This is a genomic window from Pseudomonas sp. NPDC087336 (assembly GCF_044744285.1).
In the GTDB taxonomy this organism is placed as follows: domain Bacteria; phylum Pseudomonadota; class Gammaproteobacteria; order Pseudomonadales; family Pseudomonadaceae; genus Aquipseudomonas.
The window spans coordinates 23,579-45,549 of the sequence record NZ_JBIUYA010000009.1; the positions used below are offsets into that span (position 1 = coordinate 23,579).

Below are 21,971 nucleotides of genomic sequence, written 5' to 3' on the forward strand. Positions count from 1 at the left end.
GCTTCGCTTGCATCAACTATAACGCGCATGCCGGCAGATGCCAGGAAGGGGCTTGCCGGTTGTAGACTCAAGGCAATCCCCGGCAGAGATACCTGGCATGAATGACGAACTCCATGAACCGTTCAAGCGGTTGTTTTTCGCCCTGGACTGCGCACCGGCGCAACGCAAGGCCATCGCCCAATGGCGCAGCGCCTTGCAACTGCGCAGTGGGCGTGCGGTGCCGGTCGAGAATTTTCATCTGACCTTGAAGTTCCTGGGGGCGGTCGGGATCGCGCAGATTGCCGATGTCTGCAAGGCTGCCGCGTCTGTGCGCACCGCGGGTAAACACCTGGTCGTGGAGCTCGATCGCCTGGATGTGTGGCGCAGGGCAGGGGTCCTGGTGCTGGCGCCCGAACAGGCATCGCCTGCGCTGTTGCGGCTGGTGTATGACCTGGAGCAGGCCATGTTGCCCTTTGTCCTTGCGGATGCGCCACGGGAATTTCGCCCGCACCTGACCCTGGCGCGTGACTATCGGGCGCCGGTGCCGGAGTCTGCCACGCCACCGGAATTTATCCTGCGTGCCGAGCGCTTCACCTTGTTCGAATCGCACAAGGGCCGTTACCGGGTGTTGGCCGAATGGCCGTTGGGGGGTGTTTGACTGAAAGCTGGAACGCGGAGCGTCCCGGGCTGCATTCCCACGCAGAGCGTGGGAACGATCACAAAAAAAGGCGCCCGAGGGCGCCAAACTTCACCTTAACCGAGGAGCCAGGTGAGGGATGCAGCGGTGGTAAGGCGCTGCATGAATGTAATGGTGCTGCGCGTGGGAACGATCCGCGATCCGTGGCATGGTTACTGGCCGAGTTTCACCTTGGTCCAACCCCGGGTCATCACCCGCTGCACGCCAATCGGCTGGTCAGGAATGGCATACAAAGTCGCCATCACCGCTTCAGGCGGATACGAGCCCGGATCGTTGCGAATCGCCTCATCCACCAACGGCGTCGCGGCCGCGTTGGCGTTGCTGTAGCCGATGTTGTTGGTGATCTCGGCGATGATGTCCGGGCGCATCAGGAAGTTCATGAACAGGTAGGCGTTCTCGACGTTGGCGGCATCGCGCGGGATGGCAACCATGTCGTAGAAGCTGCCGGCGCCTTCTTTCGGGATGCTGTAGTCGATCTTCACCTTGTCCCCGGCTTCCTCGGCGCGGGCCTTGGCCTGCAGCACGTCGCCGGAGTAACCGACGGCCACGCAGATGTTGCCGTTGGCCAGGTCCGAGATGTATTTCGACGAATGGAAATACGCCACCGACGGGCGGATTTTCATGAACAGTGCTTCGGCTTCGGCGATGTGCGCCTTGTCCTGATCGTTCACCGGGTAGCCCAGGTAGTGCAGGGCGGCCGGGATCATCTCGGTGGGCGAGTCGAGGAAACTGATGCCGCAGGCTTTGAGTTTTTCAGCGTTTTGCGGCTTGAACAGCAGGTCCCAGGAATTGGTCGGGGCATTGGTGCCAAGCACTTCCTTGACCTTCTGCGGGTTGAAGCCGATGCCGATCGAGCCCCACATGTACGGGAAGGCGTGGGCGTTGTCCGGGTCGCTGGCGGAGGCGTTTTTCAGCAGCACCGGATTGAGATTCTGCCAGTTGGGCAGTTTCGACTTGTCCAGTTCCTGATAGACCCCGGCCTTGATCTGCTTGGCCAGGAAACTGTTGGACGGCACGACGATGTCGTAGCCGGACTTGCCCGCCAGCAAGCGGGCTTCAAGGGTTTCGTTGCTGTCGAACACATCGTAGGTCACGCGGATGCCGGTCTCGTCTTCGAACTTCTTGACGGTGTCCGGCGCAATGTAATCCGACCAGTTATAGACGCGCAGAACCTTGTCATTGGCCTGGGCGCCCGAGGCGATCGCGCCCAATAAGGACAGTGTCAGCAGAGTCCTGCCAAACATTTTCATCGGTACAACTCCATTCTTTTTTTATTCAAACGCAAAGACTGTGAAACGCGACGGCACTAGGCCGTCGCTTCTACCATTTGCTTTTTCGGTTGTTGCCAGGATTCGCTTGCGGTCTGGTCCATCGCTTCCTGGATCGCCCGTTTACGGCTGGCTTCGGCACGGCGGCTGAAGTACCAGACCATGAAGGTCACGATCGACACGGCCAACAGGATCAGGCTGGCCACGGCGTTGATCTCGGGCTTCACGCCCAGGCGCACCGCCGAGAACACTTCCATCGGCAGGGTGGTGGAACCCGGGCCCGAGACGAAGCTTGCCAGTACCAGGTCATCCAGCGACAGGGCGAACGACATCATGCCGCCGGCCGCCAGTGACGGCGCGATCATCGGGATGGTGATCAGGAAAAACACCTTGAATGGCTTGGCACCCAGGTCCATGGCCGCTTCTTCGATGGACAGGTCCAGCTCGCGAAGGCGGGCGGAGACTACCACTGCAACGTAGGCGGCACAAAACGTGGTGTGGGCGATCCAGATCGTGACGATGCCACGCTCCATCGGCCAGCCAATCAACTGCGCCATGGCCACGAACAGCAGCAACAGCGACAGACCGGTGATCACTTCGGGCATCACCAATGGCGCCGTGACCAGGCCACCGAACAGCGTGCGGCCCTTGAAGCGGGTCACACGAGTCAGCACGAATGCCGCCAGGGTCCCCAGCGCCACCGCGGCAATCGCGGTGTAGCAGGCGATTTCCAGCGAACGCACCACCGAGCCCATCAGTTGCGAGTTGTCGAGCAGGCCGGCGTACCACTTGAACGACCAGCCACCCCACACCGTCACCAGCTTGGAGGCGTTGAACGAGTAGATCACCAGGATCAGCATCGGCAGGTAGATGAACGACAGGCCGAAAATCAGCATGAACTTTGAAAATCCGAAGCGTTTCATCCCCGTGCCTCCATCTCTTTGGCCTGACTGCGGTTGAACAGCAGAATCGGCACGATCAGAATCAACAGCATCACCACCGCCAGGGCAGACGCCACCGGCCAGTCGCGGTTATTGAAGAACTCCTGCCACAGCACACGGCCGATCATCAGGGTCTCGGGACCACCCAGCAGTTCCGGAATCACGAACTCGCCGACCACTGGAATGAACACCAGCATGCAACCGGCGATGATGCCGTTCTTGGCCAGCGGCACGGTGATTTTCCAGAAGCTGTTGAAGGTGCTCGAACCCAGGTCCGATGCCGCTTCCAGCAGGCTCTGATCGTGTTTGACCAGGTTGGCGTAGAGCGGCAGGATCATGAACGGCAGATACGCATACACCACGCCGATATACACGGCGGTGTTGGTGTTGAGGATCTCGATCGGGTGATCGGTCAGCCCGATCCACATCAAAAAGCCGTTGAGCAGCCCGTTGTTGCTGAGGATGCCCATCCACGCATACACGCGGATCAGGATCGCCGTCCAGGTCGGCATCATGATCAGCAGCATCAGCACGTTCTGTGCTTCCTTGCTTGCCTTGGTAATGGCATAGGCCATCGGAAAACCGATCACCAGGCACATCAGTGTACTGAACAGCGCGACCTTCAACGAACCGAGGTAGGCCGAGAGGTACAGCTCATCTTCGCCCAGCAGCGTGTAGTTGCCGATGTTGAGCAGCAGATTGAATTTCTGCTCGGCGTAGGTGTAGATCTCCGAGTAGGGCGGAATGGCCAGGGCTGCTTCCGAGAAGCTGATCTTCATCACCAGGAAAAACGGCAGCATGAAGAACAGGCACAGCCACAGGAACGGGATGCCGATCACGAGCTTTCGACCGCTGGGCACCAGGCGCAGGAATTGCTGATTGAAGGTTCTCATGCGCGCAGTACCACGCCGCTGTCGTCTTCCCACCACACGTAGACCTGATCGTCCCAGGTCGGACGTGCACCACGGCGTTCGGCGTTGGCCATGAACGATTGCACCACCTTGCCGCCGGGCAGTTCGACGTAGAACACCGAATGGCCGCCGAGGTAGGCGATGTCATGCACTTTGCCGCTGGACCAGTTGTAGCGGGCGTCGGGCTTGGTGGTGCTGACCAGCAACTTTTCCGGGCGGATGGCGTAGGTGATCGACTTGTCCTCTACTGAGGTGCTGACGCCGTGACCGACGTAGATCTTCTGCTCCAGGTCCTTGCTGTGAATGATCGCGTGGCCTTCCAGGTCTTCCACCACTGTGCCTTCGAACGCGTTCACGTTGCCGATGAACTCGCAGACCATGCGGCTGACCGGTGCTTCATAGATGTCGACCGGGCTGCCGATCTGGGCGATCCAGCCCAGGTGCATGATCGCGATGCGCTGGGCCATGGTCATGGCCTCTTCCTGGTCGTGGGTCACCATGACGCAGGTCACGCCGACGCGCTCGATGATCTCGACCAGTTCCAGCTGCATCTGCGAGCGCAGTTTTTTATCCAGCGCTCCCATGGGTTCGTCGAGCAGCAACAGCTTCGGACGCTTGGCCAGGGAGCGGGCCAATGCCACGCGCTGGCGCTGTCCGCCGGACAACTGATGGGGTTTGCGCTTGGCGTACTGGGTCATGTGCACCAGGCGCAGCATTTCGTCGACGCGCGCATCGATTTCACTGGCGGGCAAACGGTCCTGCTTGAGGCCGAAGGCGATGTTCTGCGCCACGGTCATGTGCGGGAACAGGGCGTAGGACTGGAACATCATGTTGATCGGCCGCTCGTAGGGCGGCATGTCGGTGATGTCCACGCCATCGAGCAGGATGCGCCCTTCAGTCGGGCGCTCGAAGCCGGCGAGCATGCGCAGCAGCGTCGATTTACCGGAACCGGAACCACCGAGCAGGGCAAAGATCTCGCCCTGATGGATTTCCAGGGACACATCGTCCACTGCGGTGGTCTCGTCGAACTTCTTGGTGACGCGGTCGACTTTCACCAACACCTTTTTCGGTGCCTGGTGACCTTCAAGAGCCTTCCTGTAGATGCTGGAGGCGTTTGCCATGTGAAACTCCCAACAGGTTTCAGTCGCCGGGCCAACGTGGCCTGGCTTAATAGTTGATTGCAAACCCTTGCAGTAAGGCGCCAATCAGGACGCGGTCTCTGTAGGAGCTGGCTTGCCAGCGAAGGGCCTCTTCGCTGGCAAGCCAGCTCCTACAAGGTATTGCGCATGCCTGACGGGCACTCCACTCGGGTTAATTCGGCGCCGCCGTCCTGGCTGCCTGGTAGTGCTTGTTGTTATTGCAGTGTGTTGTTTTCGCGGGCGAGAGGCGCGCAAAAGCCCGCCTGCCCGCTCGCGGGGGCAGTAAATGGATTGATCGCTTGTTACGTCAGCGCGAGTTCCGCAGCGCCGCCCGTTGTCGGCACGCGTCGCCAAACGCCTGGAAAATTTTCAGATACGGCGGGTTCTCAAGAACCTGCCATTCGGGGTGCCATTGCACACCGAGGGCGAAGGCCTTGCTGTGCTCCACCGAGACCGCCTCGATCAAGCCATCGGGCGCGAGCGCTTCGGCACGCAGACCGGGCGCGAGTCGGTCGATGCCCTGGCTGTGAATCGAATTGACCTGGAACCCCGGGGGCAGATCCAGCGCCTGGAACACACCACCGGGTTGCACACTCACGGCATGCGCCGCTGCGTATTGCACCGCGAGGTCCGGATGGTCGGCTTCGCGATGATCGAGGAAGCCGGGCAGTTCATGGACCTTCTGATGCAGGCTGCCACCGAACGCCACGTTCATCTCCTGAAAGCCGCGGCAGATGCCGAGCACCGGAACGCCAGCGGCAATGGCCGCGCGGATCAGGGGAAGGGTGGTGCGATCGCGCTGGGGATCGTGTTCGGTGCCGGGCGCGCTGTCGGGGCCTTGATAGTGGAAGGGTTCCACATTCGACGGCGAGCCGGTCAGCAACAGACCGTCGAGCTGCGGCAGCAGGTCTTCGATTTCGGTCAGGTCACCTAATGAAGGAATAACGACGGGCAGCCCCAGCGCTGCAACGCTGACAGCACGCAAGTACTTGTCGCCGCTGACATGGTAGGGGTGCAGGCCAATCTGTTTGACGCATGCAGTAACGCCGATCAATGGCTTGAATGCCATTTTTATCACCTCGAAGTTTTACACTTGAACGAGCTTTTCCGGAGCTTAGCCTTGTTGATTTTAATTAACAACTCTCATGTAAAAAATTCTAAACGCCGCACGTCTGAAGACGAGGATTTACGCGTGTTCCAGGGATGAACTGGCACTCTCGTGCCTCTGAGATGCCCGAAAATAAACGTTTAAAGGCGGGGTGTTCGCTATTGACTTCACTTTGCCTTTCGGATTGACTGGCTACGTGAAAGGGCGGTGAACATAATAATTAACAGCTAATAGGTGCATCATGTCGGTCCCTCTGCGTACCGTTCAACTCAACGAAGCAAACGCATTCCTTAAGAAATATCCTGAGGTTTTGTACGTCGACCTTCTGATTGCGGATATGAACGGTGTGGTGCGCGGCAAGCGCATCGAACGCACCAGTCTTCATAAGGTTTACGAGAAAGGCATCAACCTGCCGGCGTCCCTGTTTGCTCTGGACATCAATGGCTCCACGGTGGAAAGCACCGGCCTGGGTCTGGACATCGGCGACTCCGACCGGATCTGCTACCCGATCCCTGGCACCCTGAGCATCGAGCCATGGCAGAAGCGCCCGACCGCGCAACTGCTGATGACCATGCACGAACTCGAAGGCCAGCCGTTCTTCGCCGACCCGCGGGAAGTGTTGGCCAATGTGGTGCGCAAGTTCGACGACATGGGCCTGACCATCTGCGCCGCGTTCGAACTGGAGTTCTACCTGATTGACCAGGACAACGTGAACGGCCGTCCTCAGTCGCCACGTTCGCCGGTGTCCGGCAAGCGTCCAATTTCGACCCAGGTGTACCTGATCGACGACCTCGACGAATACGTCGACTGCCTGCAGGACATCCTGGAAGGCGCGAAAGAGCAGGGCATCCCGGCTGACGCCATCGTCAAGGAAAGCGCCCCGGCGCAGTTCGAAGTCAACCTGCACCATGTGGCCGACCCTATAAAGGCCTGCGACTACGCGGTGCTGCTCAAGCGTCTGGTGAAAAACATCGCCTACGACCACGAGATGGACACCACCTTCATGGCCAAGCCGTATCCGGGCCAGGCGGGTAACGGTCTGCATGTGCACATTTCGATTCTCGACAAGGAAGGCAACAACATCTTTGCCAGCGAGGATCCCGAGCAGAACGCCGCGCTGCGACACGCGATCGGCGGTGTGCTCGAGACCCTGCCGGCGCAGATGGCGTTCCTCTGCCCGAACGTCAACTCCTACCGTCGTTTCGGCGCCCAGTTCTACGTGCCGAACTCGCCGAGCTGGGGCGTCGACAACCGTACCGTGGCGGTGCGCGTGCCGACCGGTTCACCGGACGCCGTGCGCATTGAGCACCGCGTGGCCGGCGCCGACGCCAACCCGTACCTGTTGATGGCCTCGGTATTGGCAGGCGTGCACCACGGCCTGACCAACCAGATCGAGCCGGGTGCCCCGGTGGAAGGCAACAGCTACGAGCAGAACGAGCAGAGCCTGCCGAACAACCTGCGCGATGCCTTGCGCGAGCTGGACGACAGCGAAGTCATGGCCAAATACATCGACCCGATGTACATCGACGTGTTTGTGGCTTGCAAGGAAAGCGAGCTGGCCGAGTTCGAGAACTCCATCTCCGACCTCGAGTACAACTGGTACTTGCATACCGTCTGATTCATCGATGTCGCCTGATGCACAGCCTTCGTTGGCAAGCCAGCTCCTACAGGGTTGTGTGTCGGGCGCGGCATCTATAAGCGGCATAGATCAACTGTAGGAGCTGGCTTGCCAGCGAAGGCGGTCGATCAGTCAGCATCCAATATTCCCCTGCGTCGAGTCACAACCATGACAATCACTCGCAGCGACTGGGAGCAACGCTTCCAGTCCCTCAACATCGAAAGCCGTGCCTTCATTGACGGCCAATACTGCGCAGCCGCCAGCGGCGCCACGTTCGAATGCATCAGTCCCGTGGACGGTCGTTTCCTGGCGAATGTGGCCAGTACCGACGAAGCCGACGCGAACGCCGCCGTAGCCGTTGCCCGTCGCACCTTCGAATCCGGCGTCTGGGCCAACCTGGCCCCGGCCGAGCGCAAGCGCATCCTGATCCGCTTCGCCGACCTGATCCTGGCCAACCAGGAAGAACTGGCGCTGCTCGAAACCCTCGACATGGGCAAGCCGATCAGCGACTCCACGAGCATCGACATTCCGGCAACCGCCAACGCGATCCGCTGGACCGCCGAAGCCATCGACAAGCTCTACGACGAAGTCGCCGCCACGCCCCACGATCAACTGGGCCTGGTCACTCGCGAACCGGCCGGCGTAGTGGCGGCCATCGTGCCGTGGAACTTTCCGCTGATCATGGCCAGCTGGAAATTCGCCCCGGCCCTGGCGATGGGCAACTCGTTCATCCTCAAGCCTTCGGAAAAATCGCCGCTGACGGCGATCCGCATCGCCCAGCTTGCGCTGGACGCGGGCATCCCCAAAGGCGTGTTCAACGTCCTGCCGGGCTACGGCCACACCGTCGGCAAGGCGCTGGCGTTGCACATGGACGTCGACGTGCTGGCCTTCACCGGCTCCACGGCGATCGCCAAGCAACTGATGATCTACGCCGGGCAAAGCAACATGAAGCGCGTCTGGGCTGAAGCCGGTGGCAAGAGCGCCAACGTGGTGTTCGCCGATGCCCCGGATCTGCTTGCCGCGGCGCAGGGTGCCGCCAGCGCCATTGCCTTCAACCAGGGCGAAGTCTGCACCGCCGGCTCGCGTTTGCTGGTGGAACGCTCGATCCGGGATCAGTTCATCCCGCTGCTGGTGGAAGCCCTGCAAGGCTGGAAACCGGGGCACGCGCTCGATCCTGCGACCACCGTCGGTGCGGTGGTGGATCAGCGTCAACTGGACAACGTGCTGCGCTACATCGACATCGGCAAGGAGCAGGGCGCGCAGTTGATCGCGGGCGGCAGCCGCACCCTCCAAGACACCGGCGGCCTGTACGTGGAACCGGCGATTTTTGACGGCGTGACCAACGCCATGACCATCGCCCAGGAAGAAATTTTCGGCCCGGTGCTGTCGGTCATCACCTTCGACACCGCTGAAGAAGCCCTGGCGATTGCCAACGACAGCATCTACGGCCTGGCCGCCGGCGTGTGGACCAGCAACCTGAGCAAGGCCCACACCTTCGCCCGTGGCCTGCGTGCCGGCAGTGTCTGGGTCAACCAGTACGACGGCGGCGACATGACCGCGCCGTTCGGTGGCTACAAGCAGTCGGGTAACGGTCGGGACAAATCGCTGCATGCGTTCGACAAGTACACAGAGCTTAAAGCGACCTGGATCAAGCTCTAATAACAATAAAGCGGCGGTCGTCGGCAACCTGCGACGGCCATCGGAGAAACCTATGAAACAAGCACATGTAAACAGCTACTACGCCGCCACCCGCAATTTCACCGGCGATTTCCCGGTGCTGGAAGGCGCGGTGGACTGCGACGTCTGCGTGATCGGCGCCGGCTACACCGGCCTGTCCTCGGCGCTGTTCCTCGCCGAAGCGGGCTACAGCGTGACCGTGCTCGAGGCGGCCAAGGTCGGCTTCGGCGCCAGCGGTCGCAACGGCGGTCAGCTGGTCAACTCCTACAGTCGCGACGTCGATGTCATCGAAGAGCGCTATGGCGACAAGACCGCGCAAGTCCTCGGCAGCATGATCTTCGAAGGCGCCGACATCATTCGTCAGCGCATACAGCACTACGACATCCAGTGCGACTACCGTCCCGGTGGCATCTTCGCCGCGATGAACAAGAAGCAGCTCAAAGGCCTGGCCGAGCAGAAGAAGAGCTGGGAACGCTACGGCAACAAGAACCTGAAAATGCTCGACGCGGCCGACATCAAGCGCGAAGTGGGTTCCAACGCCTACGTCGGTGGCCTGCTGGACATGCAGGGCGGGCACATTCACCCGCTGAACCTGGCCCTGGGCGAAGCCTCGGCAATCATCGGCCTGGGCGGCAAGATCTACGAGCAATCGGCGGCCGTGGAAATCACCTACGGCGAGCCGATCACCGTGCGCACCGCCAAAGGCGTGGTAAAGGCCAAGTACCTGCTGATCGCCGGTAATGCCTACCTGCCGCAGGGGCTCGACAACCGCGTGACCAGCAAGAGCATGCCGTGCGGTTCGCAAATCGTCGTGACTGAGCCGCTGTCGGAAAAAGTCGCCCGCAGCCTGATCACCAACAACTATTGCGTCGAAGACTGCAACTACCTGCTCGATTACTACCGCCTGACCCGTGACAACCGCCTGCTCTACGGTGGCGGCGTGGTCTACGGCGCCCGCGAGCCGGACGACATCGAACAACTGATCCGCCCGAAAATCCTCAAGACCTTCCCGCAGTTGAAGGACGTGAAGATCGACTACCGCTGGACCGGCAACTTCCTACTGACCATGTCGCGCATGCCGCAATTCGGCCGCATCGAGAAAAACGCCTACTACATGCAGGGCTACAGCGGGCACGGCGTCACCTGCTCGCACCTGGCCGGCAAACTGATCTCGGAAATGATCCGTGGCGACGCCGAGCGTTTCGACGCGTTCGCCTCCTTGCCACACATGCCGATGATCGGCGGGCGCACCTTCTCGGCCCCGTTGACCGCCCTTGGCGCCGTGTACTACTCGCTGCGCGACCGTTTCGGCATCTAAGCTTTACCTCTCCGGCGTCTACCCCCCAACAGGTGGCGCCGGTTTTTTATGCCGCAAATCGAGAATGGCAACACCGTAACCCCTGTAGGGGCTGCCGAAGGCTGCGCCTACAGCAACACCCACAAACGTGATTTAATAGCTGCCTTTCACGTTTCCGGGACCGGAAAACGGCGCGATCCACGCCTGCTCTCCACCCCCATTACCCTTGCGTACCAAGCACATAAGGCTGTCATGGACACGGGCTCACGACTCAAATTAGTACGCGAAAGCTACAAGCTGTCCCAGCGCGAGCTGGCCCGGCGTAGCGGCGTCACCAATGCCACCATTTCCCTGATCGAACAGAATCGGGTAAGCCCTTCCGTCAGCTCGCTGAAAAAGCTGCTCGAAGGCATCCCCATGTCCCTGGCCGACTTCTTCACCTTCGATCAGCCGCCGCGCGAGCATCAATACGTCTTCCGCGCCAACGAACAGCCCGACCTCGGCCGCCACGGCCTGCGCCTTTTGCTGATCGGCGCCTCCGTGCCGAGCCGGCAGATGCGTCTGCTGCGCGAACAATACGCACCGGGCGCCAGCTCCGGGGAAGAGCCGATCGTGCATTCCGAAGGCGAGGAGTGCGGGCTGGTCACCCGTGGCACCGTCGAGCTGACGGTGGACGGGCAGATCAGCGTGCTCAATGCCGGGGACGGGTATTACTTTCCGACGACCTTGCCGCACAAGTTTCGCAATATCGGCCAGGATGAGGCGGAAATCATCAGCGCGAACACGCCGGCGAACTTCTGATTGCCAGCTGTGCGCCGCGCTATGCCTGAACAGCGTGCTTGGGCCCCGCCAGGGCCCACAGGATCAATCCAATCAGCGGCGCAAACACGATCACCACCATCCACACCCCCTTGGTGCTGGCTTTCCCTGCGCTTTTACGCACCCGGTTGATTGCCCACAACTCAAGGGCCAGCAGCACTGCCGCCAATACGATCCATAGCGTTTCTGTTTGCATGCACACCTCCTGATAGTCATTCAGTTAGGTGGTCATGCAAACCCGGGGTTCATTTAATTTTCGGCGCTACTTTGCTTTCCAGTGACCGCCACCGGACTCGCAATCGATCCTGGCCTGGTCAATGTGCTGCGCATCGTAGTAATAGGTGGTGACCTGGGCGCTGTCGGGAATGTTCAGCGACGTGCTGTTTTTGTCCTTGCTGGTGGAATGCGGGTTGGCCAGGGATTCCTGAGTCAGCGTGGCGGTGCAGGAGGCTTGAAAGTGATCGGCACAGTGTTCGACTTTTTTCTTGGTGCGGGTCAGCATGTCCTTGCTTTCGTTGCTGCAGGACCAATCGATGGCATTGACCGGCATGCCATCGTATTCATAACAGCTGTGGGTCTCGACCGCGGGAACGGAAGGGCTTTGCGAGCGCGTCAGCACGTCACAGCCTTCAGCGACGGCCAGGCCGGGCATGAGGCAGGCGATCAGAAGCAGAAGTCGAGGGTTCATCGGCATTTCCTCTGCAATGGCGCCTTTGCCTGATTGGGAGCGGCGCCGATAGAGTTTCGAAAACGCGATGAGGTGCGCGGTTCCCCTCATTTCAGGGGTCATTGCATGATTCATGGCCCACGACGGTTGATCGTTCGTCGGCTGGCGGGTTGCGATCGCTGCAATTGCCTCCCGATCCCATCACGGCTGCTAAGCTTCGACGTTGCAGCACCCGAGCCTCCCTGGGCTCACGTTGCGTGCGTAACCACGGAGTTCCTCCTCTATTCCTGTCGGCAATCTGCACGGAGGCAGGCGATGGTGATCAAGCGCATGGTTGATTCGAGCGCGGCGGGAGCTTGCGTGCCGCTCGATCCTGAAGAAATGCAGCGGGTACTGGCGTTGCTGCTGGCCAGCCCGTGGTTCGCCAAGTCCCGGCGCATGGGCAGTCTGTTGCGCTTTCTGGTCGAGCACGACCTGCAACCTTCAAATATACCCCTCACCGAACACGCCATCGGCATCGCGGTGTTCCGTCGCGATCCGGCGGTGTACTGCACCGGCGATGATCCGGTGGTGCGGGTGCAGGTGGGGCGGTTGCGGCGCAAGCTGGCGGCGCATTACGCCAGCAACGGTCAGCAGGACCCGGTGCGCCTGAGCATACCGGCCGGGTGTTATCGCCTGGCTTATCAGCGTTTGCAGCCCAAGGGCATCGCCACCCGCCATCCGGTTCTGCAGATCCAGCCGTTCACCTGCATCACCCGCGATGGCGATGACTTCGCCCGGGGCTTGTGCGAGGAGCTGAGCTGTCGCTTGTTCGAGTCGTTCGAACAGGCGCAGACCGGGGCCAATCATGTGTTGATGAAGGTGCCGCGTAGCAGCGTCAAGACAGCGGATGGCGGACGCGGCGGGCGCTACAGCTATTGCCTGGAGGGCAGTGTGCGGGTCGAGCCAGCGCGGGTGCGGGCGTCGTTGCGCCTGGTGGATGTGGCGCAGGGGCGGATTCGCTGGTCGGCGCAGTTCGATCGCACCCAGCCTTATGGCATCGCCACCCAGGAGGACCTGGCGCAATCGATCTGCCTGTCCCTCACGGGCTACTTTGCCAAAGGGGCGATTGACGAATGAAGGGGGCAACCCTGGGGTTGCCCCGGCGCACAACGGTTACACGGTTTTCCACTGACCGCCTTCATAAAGGCGACCTGCGGTGTTATCGAACGTCAGGTCGATTTCGATCGCCTTGGAGCGTGAGGTACTGAACATGGTGCTGGTCTGCACGTTTTGTTCAAACCATACCAGGATGGTTTCGACGGGGGTCAGTACGGTATTACCGGTGACCACCTGGTCCACCGCCACGTAGATCGGCGTGCTGACCTGGTTGCCATCGATGCCGGTGGACAGCTGGTTGATCCCCGGATGGATCGGCGCGTACTCGTTGACGAAGGTCATGGAAATGTCCGGGCCGCCGGTGATCGCCGGGCTCAGCAGGCCGTGTTCATCGAGTGTCGAAGTCTGCCCAAGGCCGATATTGACGATGTTGGTCGAGACCTTGACCTGCACGTTTTCCTTGAACACGTTGGAGGCGAACAGCTGATACAACGGCGTCCAGCTGAATTCGTTGTTGCTCAGGTAAGCGACATAGGACTGCCAGACCACGTTGTAGTCGGCGGTGCCGACTTTCTTGGCAAAGCACAGCTTGTAGCCAGACTTCTTGAGCAGGGTCAGGTCGCCGGGGGCGATTTCGATGGTGACGGTTTTCTGCGTCGCCGCCAGGGCGGACTTCAAGACCCTGCCATAGTCCGACGCCTTCAGTTGCGTTGCACCCATGATCGATTTGACGGCTTCTTGCACATCATCGTGCAGCTGCTGGCGTTGTTGGCTGACAGCGTTTGATTGGCTCATGGTGTCCCTCTTCCTTGGTGGTGTGTTGGGCATCGATGGCTGGCGGGCGGTCAACCCGGTCCATCCATCGAGGGCTTCACTCTAGGTTCAGGCAGCGCACTGGCTAAGTGTCTTGGCGTTACAGGCGGGTAACGGGGCGGTATCAACCGGGTTGAAACGGCGGGGCGACCCTGGGGCCGCCCCGCCATGGCATCAGGCAGCCTTCACATCGGCCCAGACGAAGTTCCAGCTGGTGCGCCTGCCCTTGGCAATCTCGATCAGCTTGTTCTCATACACCGTGTGATTGACCAGGCCGGCGTAGGTCAGGGTGCGGGCGGCATTGCTCCCGCTGCACTCGCCAGGTACGCCGCCAGATTCGACCATGGCTTTTTCCATGTCGGCTTGCGACGGGGCACTGCTCTGGTTTTTTTCCACTTTGACGAAACTCATGATGTCACCTCTTCCGTGATGGGAAATCGGTGCGGTTGAGGGTCGACAGCGTTCATGCCTGCCGCAACACACCGAAGGCCCTACTGTATTGGCCTGCCGTTCGGCGCAGAAGTGACAAGTGGGGCGGTGAGGTAACAGCACGATCGGGGGGACGTATCAGGGAGGTATCAAGCGGGGCGGTTCAGGCGGGGATTGCTCGCGCAAGGCCTGACGGTCGATGTCAGGTTCTTGTCGCGAGCGAATTTGTGGATCTTGACTACAGGCTGGTAGCGAGTTTTCCACTCGACAACCGACGCTTGTAGGCACTGTCGCGGTTGGCCAGCCACCAGTACAACGGCGACGTGATCGCCAGGCCCACCAACCAGGACAGGTCCGCGCCATTGATGTGCTCGGAAATCGGTCCGACGTACAGCGGTGTGTTCATGAACGGAATCTGCACCAGGATGCCGATCGCGTAGGCCAGCAGCGCCTGCGGGTTGTAGCGCCCGTAGATGCCGCCATCGACGTGGAAGATCGAGTCGATGTCGTACTTGCCCTTGTGGATGGCGTAGAAGTCGATCAGGTTGATCGCCGTCCACGGCACCAGCACCACCAGCAACACCAATACCATGTCGACGAAGTGGCCGATGAAGTCAGCCGAGGCACCGACGGCGGCAAAGCAGCAGGCACCGAGCACGATCACCGAAAGCACGGCGCGGCTCTTGGCGGTGGGGATCCAGCGGTAGGCGAATGTTTGCACCAGGGTGATCAGCGACAGCACGGCGCCATAAAGGTTGAGGGCGTTGTGGCTGATGACGCTGAGCAGGAACAGCACCAGCATCAGCGGGCCGATGGAACCGGTGGCGAGCTTGACCGCGTCCATGGTGTCCATGCCCACGGGCGTGGCCAGTACGGCGACGGCGCCGAAGACAAACGACAGGCTGGAACCGAGCACGGTGCCCAGGTAGGTGGTCCAGAAGGTCGCCGCCACGGGCACGTCGGCCGGCAGGTAGCGCGAGTAGTCGGACACGTAGGGCGCGAAGGCGATTTGCCACAGCGCGGCCAGGGAAACCGTCGCCAGCCAGCCGGAGAGGTTGAAACCGCCGCGGGTGAGGAAGTCGTCAGTCTGCACGTGGGTCAGGATGTAGCCGAAGCCCAGCACGATGCCGATCCCCAGTACCCAGGTGCCGATACGGTTGAGCACATGAATGAAGCGATAGCCGATGATGCCGATGATGCCCGAACCCAGGGCGCCGATGACAATGCCCACGGGCACCGGCACGCTGTCGACCACGCCGTGCAGGGATTTGCCGGCCAGCACGATGTTGGACGCGAAGAAGCCGATGTACATCACGCCGGCGATCAGCACCACCAGCAGCGCACCCAGGGAGCCGAACTGGGCGCGGCTCTGGATCATCTGCGGGATACCCATCTGCGGGCCCTGGGCCGAGTGCAGCGCCATCAGCACGCCGCCGACCAGATGGCCAACGAGGATGGCGACGATGCCCCAGACCAGGTTCAGGTGGAACATCTGCACGCCGAGGGCGCCGGTGACGATGGGCAAGGGGGCGATGTTGCCACCGAACCAGAGGGTGAACAGGTCGCGGGTCTTGCCGTGACGATCTTGCGGCGGCACGTAGCCGATCGTGTGTTTTTCAATGAGCGGGGCGCTCGTTGTTGCAGTGGTTACCATGACGAACTCCAAGGCAAAGTGAGTACGTGGACGTACTTCGGAGAGCGCCGCGCGAACGACGCTTTTCTTGTTGGAGTGATCATGTGCAATGGATCGGGATAGATAAATTAGTAAGTTTGTTGCCTCAAACCTTAAAAAATATATGCCGTGGCTGCGCTCGCCTCCGGTATGTTCAGCCTTGACGCAAAACCCTTGTGGGCGCTGTCGATCCCTTGATCCTGATGTTGTGTTTTCCGGAGGTCCCCATGGCCGCTTACAACTTGCGCCAGCTCAGATATTTCGTCACCACGGCCGACTGCGGCAGCGTGGCCGAGGCGTCGCGCAAGCTCTATATCGCGCAGCCATCGGTGTCGACGGCGATCAAGCACCTGGAAGAGAGTTTTGGCGTGCAACTGTTCATCCGCCATCACGCCCAGGGCGTTTCGCTGACGCCCAGCGGTTCGCGGTTCTACCGCAAGGCCCAGGAGCTGCTGCGGGTGGCCCATGAGTTCGAGCAGAACGCCCTGGCGGACAATGACGTGGTGGCGGGGCAGATTGACATCGGCTGTTTTGAGACCGTGGCGCCGCTGTACCTGCCACGGCTGATCGCCGGTTTCAAGGCACGCTGGCCAGGGGTGGAAATCCGCATTCGCGATGGCGAACAGCAGGAATTGGTGCAGGCGCTGACCGCCGGCAGCATCGACATGGCCATGGTTTTCGAGCACGACCTGGACAGCACGATCGAGACCGTGGCACTGATGCCGCCGCAGCAACCCTACGCGCTGCTTCCCGCGGACCATCGCTTCGCGCAGCAGGCGAAGGTCTCGCTGCACGACCTGGTGCTGGAACCAATGATTTTGCTGGACGTGGTGCCCAGCCGGACCTATTTCGTGAGCATTTTTGAAGAGCGCGGGCTGACGCCGAACATCGTCTTTAGTTCGCCTTCGATCGAGATGGTGCGGGGGATGGTAGGGCGGGGTTTCGGTTTTTCGATCCTGGTGACCAAACCGTTTTCCGAATACACCTATGACGGACAACAAGTGGTGTGCGTGCCGCTGGCCGAAACCGTGACCGGTTCCGGGTTGTCCGCGGCGTGGTTGCGCCGGGCGCAGTTGACCAAACCGGTGCAGCTTTTCGTTGATTACTGTCAGGAAGAACTGGCCCGGCTCTATACCTGAGCATCGGGCCAGCCATCAGTTGCTGATCGCTAACAGCATCCGTTGCAGCATGGCATCGCAGCCGTGCAGTTGGTCCAGGCTGACAAACTCATCGGGTTTATGGCCTTGCTCCATGCTGCCCGGGCCACACACCACCGTCGGGATTCCCGCCGCATCGAACAGGCCGCCCTCGGTGCCGAACGCCACCGTACCGAAATCCCGGGAGCCGGAAAACGCCGCGATCAACTCAGCGGCTTCGCTGCGCGCATCGGTGGCCAGGCCGGGATACGCCGACAACTCACTGAAACGGATCTCGCTCTGTTCACTCACGGCGCGCATGCGCGGCAACAGGTGCTGCTCGGCATAGGCCTGCAGTTCCTGTGCCACCAGGCGCGGGTCGTGTGAGGGCAGGGCGCGAACTTCGAAGTCGAAGCGGCAGTCGGCCGGAACGATGTTCAAGGCCTTGCCGCCACCAATCACGCCGGTCTGCACGGTGGAGAACGGCGGATCGAAGCGCGCGTCATGCTGCTCGGGTGCCTTGAGCCGTTGGCCGATACGCCCCAGTTCACCGATCAGCTCAGCAGCGTATTCGATGGCATTGACCCCGAGCGGAGCGTAGGCCGAATGGCAGGCATGGCCGTGGATGTCACAGCGCATCGCCAGCTTGCCCTTGTGGCCCAGCACCGGCTTGAGTTCGGTGGGTTCTCCAATGATGCACAGCATCGGTTTGACCGGGCGTTGTTCCAGGGCCTTGAGCAGCGATCGCACCCCCAGGCAGCCGACTTCCTCGTCGTAGGACAGGGCGATATGCACCGGCAGGCGCAACGAGGCCTGCACCAGCGAGGGTATCAGGGCGAGCACGCAGGCGATGTAGCCCTTCATGTCCGCCGTGCCGCGACCGTACAACTTGCCCTCGCGTTCGGTGAGCTGGAACGGCGCGACGGTCCACGGCTGGCCGTCGACGGGAACCACGTCGGTGTGCCCCGAGAGCACGATGCCTGGCCGGTCCGTCGGGCCGATCGTGGCGAACAGATTGGCTTTGCTGCGCTCCTGGTTGTAGACCAGTTGGCACGGCACATCGAAGCCTGCGAGATAGTCGCGGACAAACTCGATCAGCTGCAGGTTGGACTCGCGGCTGGTGGTGTCGAACGCCACCAGGCTTTCGAGCAGATCGCGGCTGGCGCTCATCGATCGTCTCCGGCGACGCCGTAGCCCGGGGAGCGGTCGGGCGCCAGGGCGCGGTCGATGTAGTCCTGGACTTGCGGGCGGTAGGCCTGCCAGAGCTTTTGCAGCTGACCAATCGGGTCTTCATCCGCCCAGTCGACCCGCAGGTTGACGATCGGCCAGGTCAGTTCCCCGACCACCATCACGGCGGCCGAATGCACCGGCCCGGCTTCGCCACCGGCCGCCATGCCGCCTTGCATCGCCGCGAGCAAACGGTCGGCCAGTTGGCCTTCGGCCTGTTCGAAGGCGCGGACCATGGCCTCGATCACCCCGGGGGCGGCGAGCATGTTGCCGGCCGCCACGCATTGCTCGCCGGACACGGCATTGTGGTTGCCCAGGGTTTGCGCGCCGCTGAAATGCGCGGTGCGGCCAAGGTGGTCAATGGCGGTGATCTGCCGGTACTGGCTGTAGCCATTGCGGGTCAGTACCTTGTCCAGGGCCTCGGCGGGTGCCAGGCCCTGCTCCATCAGGGCGAGGGTTTCCGGGCCCAGGGAGGGCAGGGTGATGTTCTGCGTGGAGACGGCGCCCACACCGGGCAACAACCAGGGGCAGCGGGCGCCCACGGCGATGCTCGAGGAGCTGATGGCGATGCCGAACTGGCCGGTGTCGGGGCAGCGGGCGGCGATGGAAAAGGTCATGGGGCGGGTCCTTGTCTAGCCTGGGGGGAAGTGGTGTTCTTGCGGGCGCTTTCGCGAGCAAGCTCGCTCCTACTCCGGGATCACGGCAATCACATCGATCTCCATCAGCCACTGCGGCTGACCCAATGCCGTGACCACCAGCCCGGTGGATATCGGGAACACGCCTTTGAGCCACTTGCCCACTTCCTGGTACACCGGCTCGCGGTAGCGCGGGTCGATCAGATAGGTGGTGGTCTTGACGATGTGGCTCAGGTCGCTGCCGGCTTCTTCCAGCAATTGCTTGACGTTGCGCATGGCTTGCTCGGTCTGCGCCCGCGGATCGCCGAGGCCAACCAGGTTGCCTTCAAAATCGGTGCCGACCTGACCGCGCACATACACGGTGTTACCGGCACGGACGGCCTGGCACAGGTCGTTGTCCAGGCTCTGGTTCGGGTAGGTTTCCTTGGTGTTGAACATGCGGATGCGAGTGTGAGTAGGCGTGGTCATTTGAAACTCCTGAAGTATGGGGGGCCGGCGCGGTTCACGCGCCGAGCGGTTATCAAGCGCTGACAGTGGTCTTGTGATCGGCCGGGGAGGTTTGCGCCTCACGTTGAGCGGCATCGCGGTACTCGAGGTAGGTCCGCTGGATGGCAATGTGATCGGCCACGTACTTGGCGTCGTGCCACACGCCCCAGATGAACGACGAACCGCGACGGGACTGCCACGGCAGGCCGAGGAAATACACGCCAGCCTCGCTGGACACACCGCGCTGATGCCGGGGCTTGCCGTTGTCGTCGAAGGCGTCGACCTGCAGCCAGCTGTAGTCCACGGCAAAACCGGTGGCCCAGATGATCGACGTCACGCCGGCCTTGGCCAGGTCGAGCTCGAGGATCGGGTTAGTGACACAGTCCGGCTCCGGGAAGGTATGGCGCGCTTCGGGTTCTTCCGGCAGGTCCAGGCCATTGCGTTCGATGTAGGCATCGGCGGCATCGAGCAAGGCCAGGTAGTTTTCATCGCCCCGGGCCAGGTTTTCCGCCAGGTTCGGCTGGAAGGTCGCCACGCTGCCATTGAACGCTTGGGTCAGGCCGACCAACACCATGCCGGCATGCGCCAGGCCACGGAAGTCCACGGTGCGGCCACCCTGGGCACCACTGACGGCGATGGTCACGTGTTCGCGGCCGGGTTTCATGGCGGCCTGGTCCCACTCGCCCAGCACCCCCAGCCACCAGCAGAAATCACGGTTGCGATAGGCGCGAGGCGGGCGATCGTGAGCACCCACCGACAAGTAGACCTGCTTGCCGGAGCGCTGCAATTCATCGGCGATCTGCACCCCCGACGAACCCGCACCTACCACCAGCACCGCGCCTTCGGGCAATTGTCCTGGATTGCGGTAGTCGGCCGAGTGGATCTGCAGCAATTGCGCATCTTGGGGGGCGATCGGCGGGATCACTGGACGCTGGAAGGGCCCCGTGGCAGCTACCACGCGACTGGCCTCGATCACGCCTTGGGAGGTCTCGATGGTGAAGCCCGGGCGACCGACGTTGCGTTCGACCTTCTTCACCTCGACGCCGGTGCGAATCGGCGCCTTGAACTTGCGGGCATAAGCTTCGAAGTAATCGGCCACGCGCTCCTTGGGGGCAAAACCATCGGGGCTGATATCGTCGAATTCCAGGCCCGGAAAACGGTCGTGCCAGGCCGGACCATTGGCCACCAGCGAATCCCAGCGGCCGGTGCGCCAGCGCTCGGCGATACGGTTGCGCTCCAGCACCAGGTGCGGCACGCCGAGCTTGCTCAGGTGTTCACTCATGGCGACGCCGGCCTGGCCGGCGCCGACAATCAAGGTATCTATTATTGTTTTTTCAATGGTCATCTCTTTGCCCTTCGAAGTTGGTTAACGGTCGGTGTCGACCTGCCATTTCCTGGGCTCAAGACTAGGGATCAGCCTGATATCGGTAAAATATTATTAAGCTGGGATTTGAGTATAAATAATTGATGCAGAGGCTTCGACCGGGCGGATGGGAGGGGAGGGCGCAGCCCGGTCGGAGAAGAAAATCATCGACTTATGCCCGGCAAAACGTCCGTATCCCGTGGATTCTTGTAGGGCATTTCTGGAAATGAGTACGAAATTTCCCAAAGTTGCTGGGAGGGGTGGAATGTGCGAGTGAGATAGTTCAATGTCGTTGTAGGAGAACAGACATAGTTCCCGTGCGTATGTTGCTTTACTCATTTTGATATGGAATTCACAGGCTGTAGCGGAGCAACTTTATATTCTGTTGGCTAGAGTTTTGAGTTCCTGTCGCTACAGGTTTTAGCGATGGCAGTGGCTGTCGCAAAAAAATCGGGAGGTGTTATGTCTTCAAGCAGTTTTCAAAACGAAGTACCGAAGGCCCGGGTCAATATTAAGCTTGACCTGCATACCGGCGGTGCGCAGAAAAAAGTCGAGTTACCCCTGAAGCTGATGGTGATGGGCGACTACAGCAATGGCCAGGAGCAGCGTCCCTTATTCGCTCGCAGCAAGGTTTCCATCAATAAAAACAACTTCGATAGCGTATTGGCGGAGTTTTCGCCGGTCTTGAAAGTGGCCGTGGAAAATACCTTGGTCGATGATGGCGGCGATACCTCCGTCGAGCTGAATTTCCAGTGCATGAAGGACTTCGAGCCGGAGCAGGTGGCACGGCAAATTCCGCACCTGCGTGCGTTGCTGGCCATGCGCAACCTGTTGCGCGACCTCAAGTCGAACTTGCTGGACAATGCCACTTTTCGTCATGAACTGGAACGCATTCTCAAGGACGATGCGCTGAGTGACGAACTGCGCGCTGAATTGGCCGCGTTGGCGCCGCAAGAAAATCGTTAACCCACTTCGGTTCGTTTAAAGGGAA

General features: G+C 61.0%; 22 protein-coding genes. 8 read left to right on the forward strand and 14 right to left on the reverse strand.

Annotated elements, in window-relative coordinates; all coding sequences use genetic code 11:
• Nucleotides 1-97 precede the first annotated feature (97 nt).
• A complete protein-coding gene (thpR, locus tag ACIO0C_RS10995; RefSeq protein WP_401311512.1) occupies nucleotides 98-637 on the forward strand; it encodes an RNA 2',3'-cyclic phosphodiesterase in 540 nt (179 codons plus the stop codon).
• A 191-nt stretch (nucleotides 638-828) separates the two neighbouring features.
• Here thpR and ACIO0C_RS11000 read toward each other — a convergent pair whose 3' ends face one another.
• The 5 genes from ACIO0C_RS11000 to ACIO0C_RS11020 all read right to left on the reverse strand — a co-directional run bounded on the left by ACIO0C_RS11000 (nucleotide 829) and on the right by ACIO0C_RS11020 (nucleotide 6,004).
• Entirely contained in the window at nucleotides 829-1,926 is a 1,098-nt protein-coding gene (locus ACIO0C_RS11000; RefSeq protein ID WP_401311515.1) for a polyamine ABC transporter substrate-binding protein, read from the reverse strand.
• Nucleotides 1,927-1,982: 56 nt separating this feature from the next.
• Complete coding sequence (locus tag ACIO0C_RS11005) at nucleotides 1,983-2,867, reverse strand: ABC transporter permease subunit (RefSeq protein ID WP_338586316.1); 885 nt, start codon at nucleotides 2,865-2,867, stop codon at nucleotides 1,983-1,985.
• Nucleotides 2,864-3,745, reverse strand: a complete 882-nt coding sequence (locus tag ACIO0C_RS11010) for an ABC transporter permease subunit (RefSeq protein WP_162831853.1) — start codon at nucleotides 3,743-3,745, stop codon at nucleotides 2,864-2,866. The genes ACIO0C_RS11005 and ACIO0C_RS11010 overlap by 4 nt, the downstream gene beginning before the upstream one ends.
• A gap of 29 nt (nucleotides 3,746-3,774) precedes the next feature.
• On the reverse strand, nucleotides 3,775-4,917 hold the full coding sequence (locus ACIO0C_RS11015; RefSeq protein ID WP_401311518.1) for an ABC transporter ATP-binding protein: 1,143 nt from the start codon (nucleotides 4,915-4,917) through the stop codon (nucleotides 3,775-3,777).
• Nucleotides 4,918-5,242: 325 nt separating this feature from the next.
• Complete coding sequence (locus ACIO0C_RS11020; RefSeq protein WP_401311521.1) at nucleotides 5,243-6,004, reverse strand: gamma-glutamyl-gamma-aminobutyrate hydrolase family protein; 762 nt, start codon at nucleotides 6,002-6,004, stop codon at nucleotides 5,243-5,245.
• Nucleotides 6,005-6,284: 280 nt separating this feature from the next.
• Between ACIO0C_RS11020 and ACIO0C_RS11025 the strand changes: the two genes are divergently transcribed.
• The 4 genes from ACIO0C_RS11025 (at nucleotide 6,285) to ACIO0C_RS11040 (ending at nucleotide 11,436) form a co-directional block, all read left to right on the forward strand.
• Entirely contained in the window at nucleotides 6,285-7,661 is a 1,377-nt protein-coding gene (locus ACIO0C_RS11025) for a glutamine synthetase family protein (RefSeq protein ID WP_401311523.1), read from the forward strand.
• Nucleotides 7,662-7,829: 168 nt separating this feature from the next.
• Entirely contained in the window at nucleotides 7,830-9,320 is a 1,491-nt protein-coding gene (locus ACIO0C_RS11030) for an aldehyde dehydrogenase (RefSeq protein ID WP_401311526.1), read from the forward strand.
• A 52-nt stretch (nucleotides 9,321-9,372) separates the two neighbouring features.
• A complete protein-coding gene (locus ACIO0C_RS11035) occupies nucleotides 9,373-10,656 on the forward strand; it encodes an NAD(P)/FAD-dependent oxidoreductase (RefSeq protein ID WP_401311528.1) in 1,284 nt (427 codons plus the stop codon).
• Nucleotides 10,657-10,887: 231 nt separating this feature from the next.
• Nucleotides 10,888-11,436, forward strand: coding sequence for a cupin domain-containing protein (locus tag ACIO0C_RS11040; RefSeq protein WP_007946335.1), 549 nt, complete (start codon nucleotides 10,888-10,890; stop codon nucleotides 11,434-11,436).
• 19 nt (nucleotides 11,437-11,455) lie between these two features.
• Here ACIO0C_RS11040 and ACIO0C_RS11045 read toward each other — a convergent pair whose 3' ends face one another.
• Both ACIO0C_RS11045 and ACIO0C_RS11050 read right to left on the reverse strand, forming a co-directional pair.
• Complete coding sequence (locus tag ACIO0C_RS11045) at nucleotides 11,456-11,650, reverse strand: PLDc N-terminal domain-containing protein (protein WP_401311532.1); 195 nt, start codon at nucleotides 11,648-11,650, stop codon at nucleotides 11,456-11,458.
• A 66-nt stretch (nucleotides 11,651-11,716) separates the two neighbouring features.
• Nucleotides 11,717-12,142 (reverse strand): hypothetical protein, encoded by a 426-nt coding sequence (locus ACIO0C_RS11050; protein ID WP_401311535.1) that lies wholly within the window; start codon nucleotides 12,140-12,142, stop codon nucleotides 11,717-11,719.
• 294 nt (nucleotides 12,143-12,436) lie between these two features.
• Between ACIO0C_RS11050 and ACIO0C_RS11055 the strand changes: the two genes are divergently transcribed.
• On the forward strand, nucleotides 12,437-13,240 hold the full coding sequence (locus tag ACIO0C_RS11055) for a hypothetical protein (RefSeq protein ID WP_401311537.1): 804 nt from the start codon (nucleotides 12,437-12,439) through the stop codon (nucleotides 13,238-13,240).
• Between the two features lie 36 nt (nucleotides 13,241-13,276).
• On the opposite strand, the gene ACIO0C_RS11060 is transcribed toward ACIO0C_RS11055, so the two are convergent.
• From ACIO0C_RS11060 to ACIO0C_RS11070, 3 genes are all read right to left on the reverse strand, one after another.
• Entirely contained in the window at nucleotides 13,277-14,014 is a 738-nt protein-coding gene (locus ACIO0C_RS11060; protein WP_401311540.1) for a hypothetical protein, read from the reverse strand.
• 192 nt (nucleotides 14,015-14,206) lie between these two features.
• Entirely contained in the window at nucleotides 14,207-14,443 is a 237-nt protein-coding gene (locus tag ACIO0C_RS11065; protein ID WP_401311543.1) for a hypothetical protein, read from the reverse strand.
• Between the two features lie 256 nt (nucleotides 14,444-14,699).
• Nucleotides 14,700-16,115, reverse strand: a complete 1,416-nt coding sequence (locus ACIO0C_RS11070) for a purine-cytosine permease family protein (RefSeq protein WP_401311545.1) — start codon at nucleotides 16,113-16,115, stop codon at nucleotides 14,700-14,702.
• 245 nt (nucleotides 16,116-16,360) lie between these two features.
• Between ACIO0C_RS11070 and ACIO0C_RS11075 the strand changes: the two genes are divergently transcribed.
• Nucleotides 16,361-17,272 carry a LysR substrate-binding domain-containing protein gene (locus ACIO0C_RS11075; RefSeq protein ID WP_008058642.1) on the forward strand — a complete coding sequence of 304 codons (912 nt, stop codon included), beginning with the start codon at nucleotides 16,361-16,363 and terminating at the stop codon, nucleotides 17,270-17,272.
• A gap of 15 nt (nucleotides 17,273-17,287) precedes the next feature.
• On the opposite strand, the gene argE is transcribed toward ACIO0C_RS11075, so the two are convergent.
• The 4 genes from argE to ACIO0C_RS11095 all read right to left on the reverse strand — a co-directional run bounded on the left by argE (nucleotide 17,288) and on the right by ACIO0C_RS11095 (nucleotide 20,962).
• Entirely contained in the window at nucleotides 17,288-18,439 is a 1,152-nt protein-coding gene (argE, locus tag ACIO0C_RS11080) for an acetylornithine deacetylase (protein ID WP_401311547.1), read from the reverse strand.
• Nucleotides 18,436-19,113, reverse strand: a complete 678-nt coding sequence (locus ACIO0C_RS11085) for a DUF1028 domain-containing protein (protein WP_401311550.1) — start codon at nucleotides 19,111-19,113, stop codon at nucleotides 18,436-18,438. Before ACIO0C_RS11085 ends, argE begins: the two co-directional genes overlap by 4 nt.
• A 69-nt stretch (nucleotides 19,114-19,182) precedes the next feature.
• Nucleotides 19,183-19,599, reverse strand: a complete 417-nt coding sequence (locus ACIO0C_RS11090) for a RidA family protein (protein ID WP_008058648.1) — start codon at nucleotides 19,597-19,599, stop codon at nucleotides 19,183-19,185.
• Between the two features lie 52 nt (nucleotides 19,600-19,651).
• Nucleotides 19,652-20,962 carry a flavin-containing monooxygenase gene (locus ACIO0C_RS11095; protein WP_401311554.1) on the reverse strand — a complete coding sequence of 437 codons (1,311 nt, stop codon included), beginning with the start codon at nucleotides 20,960-20,962 and terminating at the stop codon, nucleotides 19,652-19,654.
• 480 nt (nucleotides 20,963-21,442) lie between these two features.
• Between ACIO0C_RS11095 and tssB the strand changes: the two genes are divergently transcribed.
• Nucleotides 21,443-21,946 (forward strand): type VI secretion system contractile sheath small subunit, encoded by a 504-nt coding sequence (gene tssB / locus ACIO0C_RS11100; RefSeq protein WP_401311556.1) that lies wholly within the window; start codon nucleotides 21,443-21,445, stop codon nucleotides 21,944-21,946.
• Nucleotides 21,947-21,971: the final 25 nt, after the last annotated feature.

What these genes read in the sequence shown, in the direction of transcription:
- thpR (WP_401311512.1), top strand. Translation starts at nt 98, where the DNA reads ATGAATGACGAACTCCATGAACCGTTCAAGCGGTTGTTTTTCGCCCTG.
- ACIO0C_RS11000 (WP_401311515.1), bottom strand. Translation starts at nt 1,926, where the DNA reads ATGAAAATGTTTGGCAGGACTCTGCTGACACTGTCCTTATTGGGCGCG.
- ACIO0C_RS11005 (WP_338586316.1), bottom strand. Translation starts at nt 2,867, where the DNA reads ATGAAACGCTTCGGATTTTCAAAGTTCATGCTGATTTTCGGCCTGTCG.
- ACIO0C_RS11015 (WP_401311518.1), bottom strand. Translation starts at nt 4,917, where the DNA reads ATGGCAAACGCCTCCAGCATCTACAGGAAGGCTCTTGAAGGTCACCAG.
- ACIO0C_RS11020 (WP_401311521.1), bottom strand. Translation starts at nt 6,004, where the DNA reads ATGGCATTCAAGCCATTGATCGGCGTTACTGCATGCGTCAAACAGATT.
- ACIO0C_RS11025 (WP_401311523.1), top strand. Translation starts at nt 6,285, where the DNA reads ATGTCGGTCCCTCTGCGTACCGTTCAACTCAACGAAGCAAACGCATTC.
- ACIO0C_RS11030 (WP_401311526.1), top strand. Translation starts at nt 7,830, where the DNA reads ATGACAATCACTCGCAGCGACTGGGAGCAACGCTTCCAGTCCCTCAAC.
- ACIO0C_RS11035 (WP_401311528.1), top strand. Translation starts at nt 9,373, where the DNA reads ATGAAACAAGCACATGTAAACAGCTACTACGCCGCCACCCGCAATTTC.
- ACIO0C_RS11040 (WP_007946335.1), top strand. Translation starts at nt 10,888, where the DNA reads ATGGACACGGGCTCACGACTCAAATTAGTACGCGAAAGCTACAAGCTG.
- ACIO0C_RS11045 (WP_401311532.1), bottom strand. Translation starts at nt 11,650, where the DNA reads ATGCAAACAGAAACGCTATGGATCGTATTGGCGGCAGTGCTGCTGGCC.
- ACIO0C_RS11050 (WP_401311535.1), bottom strand. Translation starts at nt 12,142, where the DNA reads ATGAACCCTCGACTTCTGCTTCTGATCGCCTGCCTCATGCCCGGCCTG.
- ACIO0C_RS11055 (WP_401311537.1), top strand. Translation starts at nt 12,437, where the DNA reads ATGGTGATCAAGCGCATGGTTGATTCGAGCGCGGCGGGAGCTTGCGTG.
- ACIO0C_RS11060 (WP_401311540.1), bottom strand. Translation starts at nt 14,014, where the DNA reads ATGAGCCAATCAAACGCTGTCAGCCAACAACGCCAGCAGCTGCACGAT.
- ACIO0C_RS11065 (WP_401311543.1), bottom strand. Translation starts at nt 14,443, where the DNA reads ATGAGTTTCGTCAAAGTGGAAAAAAACCAGAGCAGTGCCCCGTCGCAA.
- ACIO0C_RS11070 (WP_401311545.1), bottom strand. Translation starts at nt 16,115, where the DNA reads ATGGTAACCACTGCAACAACGAGCGCCCCGCTCATTGAAAAACACACG.
- ACIO0C_RS11075 (WP_008058642.1), top strand. Translation starts at nt 16,361, where the DNA reads ATGGCCGCTTACAACTTGCGCCAGCTCAGATATTTCGTCACCACGGCC.
- argE (WP_401311547.1), bottom strand. Translation starts at nt 18,439, where the DNA reads ATGAGCGCCAGCCGCGATCTGCTCGAAAGCCTGGTGGCGTTCGACACC.
- ACIO0C_RS11085 (WP_401311550.1), bottom strand. Translation starts at nt 19,113, where the DNA reads ATGACCTTTTCCATCGCCGCCCGCTGCCCCGACACCGGCCAGTTCGGC.
- ACIO0C_RS11090 (WP_008058648.1), bottom strand. Translation starts at nt 19,599, where the DNA reads ATGACCACGCCTACTCACACTCGCATCCGCATGTTCAACACCAAGGAA.
- ACIO0C_RS11095 (WP_401311554.1), bottom strand. Translation starts at nt 20,962, where the DNA reads ATGACCATTGAAAAAACAATAATAGATACCTTGATTGTCGGCGCCGGC.
- tssB (WP_401311556.1), top strand. Translation starts at nt 21,443, where the DNA reads ATGTCTTCAAGCAGTTTTCAAAACGAAGTACCGAAGGCCCGGGTCAAT.